Origin of the sequence: Actinoplanes italicus (assembly GCF_003001815.1) — a bacterium.
Lineage (GTDB): Bacteria > Actinomycetota > Actinomycetes > Mycobacteriales > Micromonosporaceae > Actinoplanes > Actinoplanes italicus.
Genome location: NZ_PVMZ01000038.1, coordinates 56,777 through 69,677, shown reverse-complemented (window position 1 = coordinate 69,677; position 12,901 = coordinate 56,777). Strand labels below are relative to the sequence as shown.

Annotated in this window: 10 protein-coding genes; 5 read left to right on the top strand and 5 right to left on the bottom strand. The window is 72.0% G+C overall.

Annotated elements, in window-relative coordinates; translation table 11 throughout:
• Positions 1–238 precede the first annotated feature (238 nt).
• Positions 239–1,033, bottom strand: coding sequence for a class I SAM-dependent methyltransferase (locus CLV67_RS48290; RefSeq protein WP_211304175.1), 795 nt, complete (start codon positions 1,031–1,033; stop codon positions 239–241).
• Positions 1,034–1,305: 272 nt separating this feature from the next.
• Between CLV67_RS48290 and CLV67_RS48285 the strand changes: the two genes are divergently transcribed.
• Complete coding sequence (locus CLV67_RS48285) at positions 1,306–1,872, top strand: helix-turn-helix domain-containing protein (RefSeq protein WP_106330731.1); 567 nt, start codon at positions 1,306–1,308, stop codon at positions 1,870–1,872.
• A gap of 142 nt (positions 1,873–2,014) precedes the next feature.
• On the opposite strand, the gene CLV67_RS48280 is transcribed toward CLV67_RS48285, so the two are convergent.
• From CLV67_RS48280 to CLV67_RS48270, 3 genes are read right to left on the bottom strand one after another with little or no spacing between them, the layout of a single operon-like run.
• A complete protein-coding gene (locus CLV67_RS48280; protein WP_106330736.1) occupies positions 2,015–3,034 on the bottom strand; it encodes a LacI family DNA-binding transcriptional regulator in 1,020 nt (339 codons plus the stop codon).
• A 9-nt stretch (positions 3,035–3,043) separates the two neighbouring features.
• A complete protein-coding gene (gene gap, locus CLV67_RS48275; protein ID WP_106330730.1) occupies positions 3,044–4,015 on the bottom strand; it encodes a type I glyceraldehyde-3-phosphate dehydrogenase in 972 nt (323 codons plus the stop codon).
• Positions 4,012–5,016: a GlxA family transcriptional regulator gene (locus CLV67_RS48270; RefSeq protein ID WP_106330729.1), complete on the bottom strand. Its 1,005-nt coding sequence runs from the start codon at positions 5,014–5,016 to the stop codon at positions 4,012–4,014. The genes gap and CLV67_RS48270 overlap by 4 nt, the downstream gene beginning before the upstream one ends.
• Before the next feature lie 89 nt (positions 5,017–5,105).
• Between CLV67_RS48270 and CLV67_RS48265 the strand changes: the two genes are divergently transcribed.
• A complete protein-coding gene (locus tag CLV67_RS48265) occupies positions 5,106–6,116 on the top strand; it encodes a LacI family DNA-binding transcriptional regulator (protein WP_106330728.1) in 1,011 nt (336 codons plus the stop codon).
• A 250-nt stretch (positions 6,117–6,366) separates the two neighbouring features.
• Here the strand turns inward: CLV67_RS48265 and CLV67_RS48260 are convergent, their stop codons facing one another.
• Complete coding sequence (locus CLV67_RS48260; RefSeq protein ID WP_170154284.1) at positions 6,367–7,764, bottom strand: serine/threonine-protein kinase; 1,398 nt, start codon at positions 7,762–7,764, stop codon at positions 6,367–6,369.
• Positions 7,765–7,938: 174 nt separating this feature from the next.
• Here CLV67_RS48260 and CLV67_RS54080 point away from each other — a divergent pair, with 174 nt between their 5' ends.
• The 3 genes from CLV67_RS54080 (at position 7,939) to CLV67_RS48240 (ending at position 12,888) form a co-directional block, all read left to right on the top strand.
• Entirely contained in the window at positions 7,939–8,634 is a 696-nt protein-coding gene (locus CLV67_RS54080) for a PT domain-containing protein (protein WP_239166947.1), read from the top strand.
• A 136-nt stretch (positions 8,635–8,770) separates the two neighbouring features.
• Entirely contained in the window at positions 8,771–10,609 is a 1,839-nt protein-coding gene (locus CLV67_RS48245; protein ID WP_106330724.1) for a diguanylate cyclase domain-containing protein, read from the top strand.
• Positions 10,606–12,888, top strand: a complete 2,283-nt coding sequence (locus CLV67_RS48240) for an EAL domain-containing protein (RefSeq protein ID WP_106330723.1) — start codon at positions 10,606–10,608, stop codon at positions 12,886–12,888. The genes CLV67_RS48245 and CLV67_RS48240 overlap by 4 nt, the downstream gene beginning before the upstream one ends.
• Positions 12,889–12,901 lie beyond the last annotated feature (13 nt).

The following is a 12,901-nucleotide window of genomic DNA, read 5'->3' as shown; positions in this document are numbered from 1 at the left end:
ATCGCTTCTTTCCCACGCTCTCCATGATGCTGGACATCCTCCCGGAGACCCCAGGTCCCCTGATCTTGGATGTCCGTCAAAACGGGGCAGGCCCACTTGTGGTGTGGTGATCTGTGCCCGCGGGCGGGCCGCAGGTCACCGCGGGTGGCTGTCTGCCTTGTGGTGTGGTGATCTGTGCCCGCCGGTGAGCCGTAGGTCACCACGTGAGCTGCTGACCTGTACTGAGGCTCGTGGCGGGTCAGGCGGGCGTGGCGATCCAGAATGATCGGGTGCTGCGCACGGTCAGGTCGGTGCGGTTGCGCAGTGAGTGGGGACCGTCGTCGGCCAGCAGCACGTCGAGGGTGTCGCGGTCCTCGGATGTCAGGCGGTCGGCGAGGCCGGCGCGCATGCGCTGCAGGGTGGCGTAGGCGTAGCGTGCGGCGGCCGCCGGGACGGGGGCGGGCAGGTCGACGACCAGGTCGCCGGACTCGCGGATCGTGAAGCCCGCGGCGGTCAGGCGGGCCGTCCAGTCGGAGCCCATGTGAGGCAGATGCTCGGCGCGGGCCTCGGCCATCAGGACGTCGCAGCGGGACTCCAGGCCGGGAGTGCCGATGCCGAGGTCGTCGGGCAGGAAGTGGGGCATCGACTCCATCTCGATCATCGCCAGCTGACCGCCGGGGCGGAGCGTGGCGCGGATGTCGCGGAGCACCCGGTCGGGGTCGGCCATGTGGTGCATCGACGACGCGGCCCAGATCAGGTCGGCGGGACCGGTCTCCGGCCACCGCTCGTCGACGTCGGCCCGAAGCGGCCGGATCCGGCCGTCGAAGCCGTGTCGCTGAGCGCTTCCGGCGAGGTGACCGAGCATCTCGTCGGCGGTGTCGACCGCCGTCACTCTCGCCTCGGGGAACTGCCGGAGCAGGGCGAACGTCCCTGTCCCGGTGCCGGCGCCGAGATCCACGACGTCGCGGACCGGGTGGTCGCCGGCGAGTGCGGCGACTCGTGCGGTGAAGCGGCCGAGCTGTTCGGCGCTGACGTCGGCGTCCAGATCGAGCATCTCCCGGAGTCCGTCGCCGTGCCCGTGACTGTCGTGCCCGTGACTGTCGTGCCCGTGACTGCCGTGTCCGTGACTGCCGTGTCCGTGACTGCCGTGTCCGTGACTGCCGTGTCCGTGACTGCCGTGTCCGTGACTGCCGTGTCCGTGACTGCCGTGTCCGTGACTGCCGTGTCCGTGACTGCCGTGTCCGTGACTGCCGTGTCCGTGGTGTTCCTCGTGTGCCATGGTCCGACTGTAGGCAGAGTTTGCGGCTGACGCATACAATCTTGCGTATGACGCAAGACGCTGAGGTCGACGCCCTCGTCCGAGCCCGCATCAGGGGGCTGCGCCTGGCCAAGGGCTGGTCGCTCGACGATCTGGCGGCCCGGTGCTATCTGAGCCCGTCGACGCTGAGCCGGATCGAGACCGGGCACCGCCGGATCGGCCTCGACCAGCTGACCGCCATCGCGCGGGCGCTCGGCGCCAGCCTCGACCAGCTCGTCGAGACGGCGGGGGACGCCGTGGTGATCAAGCCGCACCGGCATCCGGAGCGTGGAATGACGACCTGGGTGCTCAGCGGGGACCACAACCACGACGGCCTGACCGTGGCCCGGATCCGGATCACCCGCCCGGCCTCCCGGCGGCTCGAGGACCAGCGGGTCCATCCGGGCCGCGACTGGTTCACGGTCCTGTCCGGGACGGTGGAGCTGCTGCTCGGCGAGCGCGAGGTGCTCGTCGAGGAGGGTGAGGCGGCGTCCTTCTCCACGATGACGCCGCACGCCTTCGGTGCCCGGGGCGGTCCGGCCGAGGTGATCGCGGTGTTCGATCCGGACGGCGAGCGTACCCACGTCGACGCCTGAGTCCGCGGACTCGGCCGGGGTGCTGCGTGCCGATGGGGTCAGGGTGCCGCTGCAAGGCATGAACTCGCGATGCCGCACGAGCTCAGGCTGTTCGCCGACGACCACCACCGGATGGGCCGGATCGCAGTCCTGACGCTGCCGGTCAGCGGGGCGGCGGCGGGACGCAGGAGGCTCGCCAGGCCAGGGTGGCGTCGGCCCGTTCGGTGTGCGGGATGTGGTCGTCGTCCAGGGCCAGCGCCATCGCCCGCTCGCCCATCTCGACCAGGGGCAGGCGGACCGTGGTGAGCGCCGGGGTGACGTCGCGGGCGATCGGCATGTCGTCGAAGCCGGTGACCGAGACGTCGTCGGGGACGCGGACGCCGCGCTCGCGCAGCGTGGCCATCGCGCCGACCGCCATCGAGTCGTTGAGGGTGATCAGCGCGGTGAGGCCGGGCTGAGCGTCGATCAGCGCTCCGGCCGCGGCCGCACCGCCGTCGCGGGTGAAGTCGGAGTAGACCAGGCGCGACGGCGGCAGCTCGACGCCGACCTCCTCGAAGGCGCGCCGGAAACCGGTGAGCCGGTCGGTGGTGGTGGTGAGGTAGCGGGGACCGGCGATCACGCCGATCTCGCGGTGACCGAGTTCGAGCACGCGCAGGCCCAGCTCGTGCGCTCCGGCCTCGTTGCCGGGCAGGACGGCGGTGCCGACGAGGCGGTGCCGGCCGATCACCGCGACCCGGCCGCCGGCCTGCTGGTACGCCTCCAGCTCACCGTTGAGCCGCGCGGTGAACTCGTCGTCGTGGTAGCCGGACCCGGCCAGGATCAGCGCGTGCACCTGCTGGGCGCGCAGCAGGCCGACGTACGCCAGTTCGCGTTCCGGCTCCCGGTAGCTGTTGCAGATGACCAGGAGCCGGTCCTGCGCGCCGGCCTGCCGCTGCAGTCCGCGGGTGATCTCGGCGAAGTACGGGTCGGAGACGTCGTGCACGATCACGCCGACCGCCGACTTGCGGGGCCGGGCGACGTTCTGCGCGTGCGCGTTCGGCACGTAGTGCAGCTGCCGCACCGCCGCGAGGACCCGCTCCCGCAGGTCCTCGTTGACCTTTTTCGCACTGTCGTTGATGACGCGGGAGACGGTCGCCGGGGACACCCCGGCGAGCCGGGCAACATCCGCCAGGGTGACCGCCATCCGCACAGGTTAACGGGACAGGAGCGTCAATGTGTCGACGACCCGGTTGGCGAAACCCCATTCGTTGTCGTACCAGGCCACGACCTTGACCAGACGGCCGTTCGCGGCGGTCAGCAGCGAGTCGAGGATCGACGACGCCGGGTTGCCGGTGATGTCCGAGGAGACGAGCGGGTCGGACGAGTACTCCAGGATCCCGCGCAGTGGCCCGGCCGCCGCCGCGGCGTACGCCTCGTTGATCTCCTCGGTGGTGATCTCGCGGCTGACCAGGGCGTTCAGCTCGACCAGGGAGCCGACCGGGACGGGCACCCGCACCGAGTAGCCGGACAGCCTGCCGTCCAGGCGGGGCAGGACGGCGCCGATCGCGGTCGCGGCGCCGGTCGTCGTCGGGGCGATGTTGACCCCGGCGGCGCGGGCCCGGCGCAGGTCACGGTGCGGGCCGTCCTGCAGGTTCTGCTCCTGCGTGTACGCGTGGATCGTGGTCATCGAACCGGCCTCGACGCCGGCCAGCTCGTCGAGCACCGACGCGACCGGAGCCAGCGCGTTGGTGGTGCAGGAGGCGTTGGAGATCACCCGGTGCCTCTCCGGGTCGTACGCGTCATGGTTCAACCCGTAGGCGATCGTCACGTCGGCGCCCTTCGCCGGGGCGGTGACCAGCACCTTCCGGGTGACGTGCACGCCCGCGCCGGCGGTGAACCGGCCCGTCGACTCGACCGCGACGTCGACGTCCTGCCACGGGAGCCGGGCCGGGTCCTTCTCGGCGGTCACGGCGATCTTGTGTCCGTTGACGATCAGATGATCATCGGCGGCCTCGACGGTTCCCGGGAAGCGGCCCAGGGTGCTGTCGTAGCGGAGCAGGTGGGCGAGAGTCCGGGCGTCGGTCAGGTCGTTGATCGCGACGATCTCGATGTCGTCGTTGCGGCCCGCGACGGCGCGGAGGACATTTCGCCCGATGCGGCCGAAACCATTGATAGCAGCTCTCATGCGGTCAATTGTTCGGCCTTACCGATGACGGCGGGAGGTGTGACAGCGCCGGATCCCGCAAGCTTTCCGCCAAACGCCCGCCGGTACTCGGTCGGCGTCGTGCCGAGGATCCGCTGGAAGTGCAGCCGCAGGTTCGCGCCGGTGCCCAGTCCCACCCGGTCGGCGATCTGCTCCACCCCGAGCGACGAGCACTCCAGCAGCTCCCGCGCCCGGTCGACACGGGCCCGCAGAATCCACCGCATCGGCGTGTACCCGGTGTCCTCGACGAAGCGGCGGCCGAACGTGCGCGTCGAGACGCCCGCGTGCCGGGCCAGGTCGGCCACGCCGATCGGCTTGTCGAGGCGGTGCAGTGCCCACTCGCGGGTCGCGGCGAACACCTGGCCCAGCGGTTCCGGTACGGTCCGCGGCACGAACTGGGACTGGCCGCCACTGCGGTACGGGGCGGCCACGATCCTCCGGGCCACGTCGTTCGAGGCCTGCACGCCGTGATCACTGCGGATCATGTGCAGGCACAGGTCGATCCCGGCGGCCACCCCGGCCGAGGTCAGCACCTGACCCTCGTCGACGAACAGCACGCCCGGATCGACCCGGATCGCCGGGTACTCCCGGGCCAGGGTGGGCGCCATCGACCAGTGCGTGGTGGCCCGCCGGCCGTCCAGCAGCCCGGCCGCGGCCAGTGCGAACGCGCCCGTGCAGATCGACACCATCCGGGCGCCACGGGCCGCGGCGTCGCGCAGCCCGTCGAGGATCCGCCGTTCGAGCTGCCGTAGCGGGTTGTTGAAGCCGGGCACGATCACGGTGTCCGCGTCGTCCAGCGCCTCCGGGCCGTGCTCGACCACGAAACCCAGCCCGTCGCGCCCGGGGACCGGCCCTGCCGCCAGCGAGCAGTGCCGCATCTCGTAGGGCAGGCCGTGCCTCGGGGCGAACACCTGCGCGCTGATCCCGACGTCGAGGGGAGCCGCGCCCGGCAGGACCAGGATCGTGATTCGGTGGGGTCGCACACCGCATACTCTGCCGCAGGGCCGGGCTCGCTGGAAACGCGCAGGCCGCACGTGTACCGTGGGTCGGTCGCGGAAAGGACGGTTCAGCGATGAGGGAAGACCGGGGTCGCTCCACGGGGCGGCCGACTCTCGAAGAGGTTGCGGCCAGGGCCGGGGTCGGTCGCGGGACCGTGTCCCGGGTCGTCAACGGGTCGGCACAGGTCAGCCCGAAGGCGCGGGAAGCCGTCCAGGAGGCGATCGACGAGCTCGGCTATGTGCCGAACCGGGCGGCGCGTGCGCTCGTCACCCAGCGAACCGATTCGATAGCCCTGGTGATCTTCGAGTCCGGCGAGCGTTTCTTCGCCGAGCCGTTCTTCGGCCGCATCGTGCAGTCCATCTCGTCGGTGCTGGTCGCCCGCAACCTGCAGATGGTCCTGATGATCGCGCAGGCCCCCGAGGAGCGCCGCCAGCTCGAGGGATATCTGACTCGCCAGCACGTCGACGGCGCTCTGCTGCTGTCCCTGCACGGCGACGACCCACTGCCGGCCATGCTCGAGGAACGCGGCGTGCCCACCGTCCGGGCCGGCCGCCCCTATCACCCCGAGCCGGTCAGCTTCGTCGACGCCGACAACCGCGCCGGCGCCCGCGCGGCCGTCACCTACCTCCGCGACCAGGGCCGCCGCTGTATCGCCACGATCACCGGCCCGCTCGACATGGCCGTCGGTATCGCCCGCTACGACGGTTACCGCGATGTCGTCGGCGAGGGTCCGGCCGCCCGCGGCGACTTCGGTGAGCTCAGTGGCGCCACCGCGATGGAGTGGCTGCTCCAGCAGTACCCGCAGATCGACGCGGTGTTCGCCGCCTCCGACATGATGGCCGCCGGTGCGCTGCGTGTGCTTCGCCGGGCGGGCCGCCGTGTCCCGCAGGACGTCGCCGTGGTCGGTTTCGACGACTCGGTGGTCGCTCGTCACACCGACCCCCCGCTGACCAGCGTCTATCAGCCGATCGAGCAGATGGGCCAGGAGATGGTCCGGCTGCTGCTGGCCAAGATCGACGGCGACGAGCCGGCCGACTTCGAGACGGTGCTGCCCACGCGTCTGATCCTGCGCGGTTCCGCTTAAATACACCTATATCGTACGGCTACGCAGCGGCACCCTGGCATCGCCCGCGACGTAGCCGTCACCTCCCGCGGCTAGGGCCCCTCGCGGGCTGAGGCGTCCCCTCACCGGCTGAGACAGCGGTAGGACACAGCCGGTGACCCGGGGCCTCAGCCCGTGAGGCGCCTTGGGGCCGGGGTGGGCAGCCCCGTCGCGGTGTGGTCCGGTACGCGATGGTGCGGTCGGGGGCGCGTAGCGCGTACCGCAAAAGGGGTCATGGGGTTGAGGCCGACCGCAGGTCGTTGAGCCGTTCGCGCAGGAGGGAGGCGCGGGTGTCGGTGATGTTGCCCTCGTTCTGACGCTGGCGGACCTTGCGCAGCAGCTGGTCGACCTTCTCGTTGAGGCCGGCGTCGGCGTCCGGGTCGATGAGGCGCAGCAGGTTCTTGAAGTCGAGGGCCACGTCGGGCCGGATCTCGCCGGACTCCTCACCGGCCTCGACGGTGGCCTGCACGCGGGTGAGCGCCGCCTCCACCGTGAGAGCCGCCGCGGTGGTCGGGGCGGACGTGGTCACGGTCGGCTGGGGCGGGGCCGGAGGAGGGGTCGCCTCGGTCAGCACGCTGCTGGGGGACACGGCCGGTGACGTGGGGAGGACCGGCTGGGCGGACTCGGAGTCGTCGGGGCCGCCGACCGCGTTGATCACCGCGACGAACGCGACCGCCGTGACGGCGAGCGCGACACCGACGGCGACGCGCCGGATCACCGGGCTGCCGGTGCGTGGCGCGGCCGGCAACACCTTGGCGTGGCCGGTGGGCGGTGGCTTGGGCAGCGGGATCGTCAGGCGGGCGGGCGCCGACGGAACCAGCCGGGTGAGGACGCGACGGGCCTGTGCGGCGGTGGGCCGGCGGGCCGGGTTGTCGTCGAGGCAGCGGGTGATCAGCTCGCGGAGCCGGACCGGAAGCGTCGCGGGCAGCGGGGTCGGGCCGTGTGCCTGGGCGGCGGCGAGCTCCTCCCAGGTGTTGACGTCGTACGGCGGGTCACCGCTGACCATCTCGAACAGCAGCACCCCCAGGCCGTAGAGGTCGGTCGCGGGCTCGGCGGGCTTGCCGTCGAGGCGTTCCGGGGCGGCGTAGGCGGGTGTGCCGAAGCTGGCGCCGGTCTCGTCGTCGTCCGGTTCGCCGGCGGCCGCGCTGATCCCGAAGTCGAGCAGCTTGACGCCGCCGGGGCAGAGCATCACGTTGCCGGGCTTGATGTCGCGGTGCACGACGCCCGCGGCATGGGCGGCGGCCAGCGCCTCGGCGACGGCGGCCGCGATCGACACGGCCTCGCCCCATGGCATCGGGCCGCCGGCGTCGCACAGCCGGGCCGCGACCGTCTCGCCGCTGAGCAGCTCCATCACCACGAACGGCGCGATCGAGCCGTCCGGGCGGACCGCTTCCCGGTAGTCGTGGACGGCGGCGATGCCGGGGTGCGAGAGCCGGGCCGCGAGGCGCGCCTCCCGCCAGGCCAGGTGTGCGGCCCGGGTGTCACCGGCCGGCAGCTTGACCGCGACGGGACGGTCGAGCAGCTCGTCGGTGGCTCGCCAGACCTGCGCCATACCGCCTGTCTCGAGGAGAGTGATCAGGCGGTACCGCGAGGCGAGGAGCACATCCGCGTCCGGCCAAACATCGTGCATCCCAGGACATTCGCCCAGTACGGCACGGCATGTCAACTCCCGGATTCCGGCCGCGGGGCGCATCTCACCGTCCGTGACAATTCCTGCCGCAACCGAGCCGCAACCGTATGGGCAACCGGGCTGAACCCGGGGCGGCGAACGATGGGCTCACCCCCGAGTTGAGGAGTTCCTTCGATGCGTATGCGCCGCAGCGCCGCCGCCATCGCCCTGGCCGCGGCTGTCACGATCCCCGCTGCCGTCTCCGGCGTGGCCGCCTATGCCCAGAGCTCGTCGCCCGCGGCCACGGCCGCCGCCGCCAAGAAGCCGGAGAAGAAGCCGGAACCGACCAGGCCGACGCCCGCCAAGCCGACGAAGGCGCCGGTGAAGAAGGTCAACTTCCAGGCCAGCGGCTCGATCACCAAGGTCGACGCGGCCGCGGGCACGGTCACCGTGGCGGCCCGCAGCGGCACCAAGGACGTCCGCGGCAAGACCGTGACGATGAAGGTCGCCGACAACGCCAGGATCGTCCTGAACGGCAAGAAGGTGGAGCTCGACGTCCTGGCCGCCGGTCAGAAGGTGTCGGTGACCGGCACCCGTGTCGACGCCGAGTACACCGCCGCCAAGATCCAGGCGGCCGGCAAGCCCGGGAAGCCGGCGCCCACGCCGTCGTCGCCGTCGGCCTCGCCGACCGTGTCTCCGACCACTGCGCCGACCACTGCGCCGACCACTTCGCCGACCGTGTCTCCGACCTCTTCACCGACCGTTTCGCCGACCACTTCACCGACCGCCGGCCCGACCATCGAGCCGACGGCCGGCCCGACCATCGAGCCGACGGACGCCCCGACCGACGAGCCCACGGATCAGCCCACCGACGAGCCCGACGAGGACTGACCGGACCCCCGGCGACCGGTACGCCCCACCCGCCATGACAAGCCGGGGCGTACCGGTCGTCGGCTTTTTACGCTAAGACCGGGCCCGGACCGGCCGATGACTGCCGGGGAGGGCCCGGAGCAGGACGGAGGGTGGCATGCCGCCAGCGGTGCGAGCCGGGTTGTGGCGCGATCCGGTGCTGATCGCGCTGGCTGTGGGCACCATGATCGTGGTCGGCCCCTTCCTGCTGGACGTGGGCACACCCCGCGCCCAGATGATCGCCTGCTGGACGGTCAGTCCGATCCTGGACCTCGCGCTGTTCTGGCTGTCCCGCCAGGTGGCCGGGATTCCGGACCTGCCTCCGCACCCGCGTCGTTTCTGGAGAGCCGTCGGCGTGGGCGGGCTGCTGTTCCTCGCCGGTGACCTGGTGCAACTCGGCACGATCATCACCGAACCGGGTATACAGCGCATCGTCTTCCATCCGGTGCAGTCGGCGACGATGATGCTCGGCGTCGTGGTGATGATGATCGGCCTGGTGCTGCCGCAACGGGTCGCGAACCGGCCCCGCCGCCAGCAGACCCGCCTGCTGCTGGACACCGCGATCCTGATGTCCGCCTCCGCCGTGGTGGCGTGGTGCCTGATGACCCGACCGGGCATGGCCGGGGCCGGTTTCGAGGCGTACTTCCTGGCCGTGTTCGGCTGCGGCGTGGTGCTGTGCGCGATCTTCGTGGCGATCCGGTCCGGCCTGACCGGTGTGTCCCCGATGAGCCGGGCGGCGGCGGTCCCGATGGTCCTCGCGTCGCTCGGCCTCGCGGGGTCCAGCGTGCTCCTGCCCAGCGGCAGTGTGCCGAACACCGGTGTGCAGATGGCCGTGATCATCTTTCCGTGTCTCCTGGTGCTGGCCGGTCCGCGCCTGCAGTTCCTCCACGGCGCCGGTGGCCTGGACGGCCGTGAGTGGTTCAGCCGCCGCCGGCGGTTCAGCGTGCTGCCGTACGCCGCCACGGTGGTCTGCGCGGCCGCGCTGGTGTTCGTGCTGGTCACCCGCGGGCTGGGGATCTCGGCGTGGGGCGCCCTGGCCGGGCTGCTGGTCAACGTCGGCCTGGTGATCGGGCGGCAGGTGCTGGCGCTGGCCGTCAACGACGCCCTGGTCGGCGCGATCCGGCGTCGGGAGCAACGTCTGACCTCACTTCTGGAACACTCGTCAGAGATCATCGCGATCGCCAGGGCGGACGGTACGTTCACTTATGCCAGCCCGGCGGTCGAGCGGGTGCTGGGCTTCCCGGTGGACGGCGTGCTCGGCCGCGGCGCGCTCGACATCCTGCACCGCGACGACCGGGAACGGCTCGCCGCCGAGCTCGAGACGCTCTACGCGACGCCGGGCACCGAGATGACCATGCAGGGCCGATACCGGCACGCGGACGGATCGTGGCGCTGGCTGGAGGTGGTGGCGGTGAACCTGACCCACGTGCCGGGCATCGATGGCGTGGTCTCCAACTCGCGGGACGTCACCGAGTCCCGTGAGCTGCACGAAATGCTGCGCTATCAGGCCGGGCACGACGAGCTGACCGGGCTGGCGAACCGGCGAGGGTTCACCGCCGCGATGGCGGCCCGCCCCGGTGACGTCACGGTGCTGCTGATCGACCTCAACGGCTTCAAGCAGATCAACGATACGTACGGCCACGCGGCCGGCGACGAGGTGCTGCGGCACGTGGCCGGCGTGCTGCGCGACAGCGCCGGAGCCGCGGACGTGCCGGCCCGGCTCGGCGGTGACGAGTTCGCGGTGCTCGCCGACGGCGGCCCGGCGGACGCCGAGCGCCTCGCCGGACGGCTGCGGACCGCGCTGGCCGAACCGGCCCGGATCGACGGCCGGGACCTGGGGGTGGGCGCGAGCATCGGCCTGGCGACCGGTCCGGCGGCCGACGCCGACCAGCTGCTCAACACCGCCGACCTGCGCATGTACGAGGAGAAGCAGCGGACCCGGGCGTACGCGTCATGAGGCGCCACGTCATCGCGGCCGCCCTGATCTGCCTGCTCGGAACCCTCTGGTACGGGCTGTGGGTGAGCCTGTCGCCGGGTCCCGTGGCGATCGGCTACCTGTTCATGCCGGCGGCGATGGCGACCGGTGGTCTCGCCGTGCGGGCGCTGCGGCGGTCGGTGCCGCTGGCCCCGGCCGGACGCCGGTTCTGGGTGCTGCTGGAGATCTGCTGCTACCTGTTCGCGACCGGGTTCGTCGTGCTCGCGGTGGACGCCTTCCGGTTCGGTCCTGAGCTGCCCGACATGCCACCGGGCGGCGCCGTGCTGATCGGCGGTGGCGTGCTGGTCGCCATGTGGGGCGTGGCGCAGGTGCCGCTCGGTGTGACCAGCTGGTACGAGCGTGGCAAGCAGTGGCTGGACCGGATGATCGCGTTCCTCGGCTGTGCCGTCGTGCTGTGGCACTTCGGCATCGCCCCGATGCTCTGGGCGCCCGAGCCGTGGACCGTCTCGGCGCTGTCCATCCTGCTGCTGGCGTGCCTGTTCGCGGCGGGATCGATCACGAAGGTGGCCTACATCGCGGGCGGCCCGGTCGACCGCCGGGCGATGCGGCTGGTCGCGTCGACGGGCCTGGCCGCGGCCGGGGTGGCACTGCTCGCGGTCCTCGAGGGCTACCACGGAATCCTGCCCGGCCAGGCGGTGCTGATGCCGGTGTGCGGGCTGCTGATCGCGCTCGGCTGCCGCCGTCAGCTGTCGGCCGCCACGAACCCGGTCCCCACCGGGAAGGGCAACGTGTGGCTGCCGTACCTCGCGGTGCTGGCGGTCGACGTGCCGGTGGCGGACGTCCTGGTCCGGTCCTGGCACTGGGCGCCGGGCGTCTGGGAGGGACGGCTCGTGGTGGCCACCGCCGTCGTGGTGACCGGCCTGGTGGCGCTGCGTCAGTACGTCGTCTACCGGGAGAACACCCGGTTGCTGCGGGAGAAGCAGGAGTCGGAGGCCCGGCTGCGGCACGAGGCCACCCACGACCCGCTCACCGGTCTGGCCAACCGGGCCCTTTTCCGGCAGGGACTGGACACCGTGCTGGCGACCGGCCCGGCCACCGTGCTGCTGGCCGACCTGGACGAGTTCAAGACGGTCAACGACTCGCTCGGACACGACGCCGGTGACGGCCTGCTGGTCGCGTTCGCGGACGTGCTGCGGGCCGCGGCCGGTCCGGACGCCGAGGTGGCGCGGCTCGCCGGGGACGAGTTCGCGGTCCTGGTGCCCGGCGACACCACGGGCGAGGACGTGGCCCAGGCGATCGCCACCGCGACCGCCGTGCCGATCAGCGACCAGCGGCTGCTGGTCAAGTTCAGCGCCGGGCTGGCCACCGCACCGCGCGGCACCCCGGCCAGCGACGTGCTGCGCCGCGCCGACGCCGCCCTGTACGCGGCGAAGCAGCGCGGCCGCGGCAACTGGGTCCGTTACGCCGGCGGGATGGAGCGCCCCGCCTCGGCGCACGCCCGGCTCGGCGGTGACCTGCGCCGGGCCCTGGACGCCGCTGAGTTCCGGATCGTCTACCAGCCGATCGTGGCGCTCGCCGACGGCCGGATCACGGGCGTGGAGGCGCTGGTCCGCTGGGAGCATCCGGAGAAGGGTCTGGTGTCCCCGGCCGACTTCATCCCGGCTGCCGAGCGGACCGGGCTCATCGTGCCGCTGGGCCGGTTCGTGCTGCGCGAGACGTGTCGTCAGGCGGCCGCCTGGCTGGCCGAGTTCGGTCCGGACCTGCTGGACAAGGCGGCGCCGAACGTCTCGGTGCGGCAACTGCACGACCCGGACTTCGTGGCCGACGTGGATGCCGCGCTCGCTGACTCCGGCCTGCCGGCGAACCGCCTGGTCCTGGAGCTGACCGAGTCGGCCGTGCTGCGCGGCCAGCACGTCTCCAGGGTGCTGCACGAGCTGCACGACATGGGGGTGCGGCTGGCGCTGGACGACTTCGGCACCGGCGAGTCGTCGCTGAGCCTGCTGCGGGCGTTCCCGGCCGCGATCGTCAAGCTCGACAAGTCGTTCGTCGACGGCATCGAACTCGACGAGCCGGACACCCCGGCGGCACACGCGCGGCAGGCGGTCGCGCGCGCCGTCGTACAGCTGGCCGATGCCCTCGGTCTCGAAACCGTGGCCGAGGGTATCGAGAACCAGGAGCAGGCCGACCGCCTGCTCCGCCTCGGCTATGCCGTCGGCCAGGGCTACCACCTGGGGCGGCCGATGCCGCCCGAGAAGCTCACCGAGATCTTCGCGGCAAGGCGGGTGCGGGCAGCCGCTTGAGACCCCGATATCG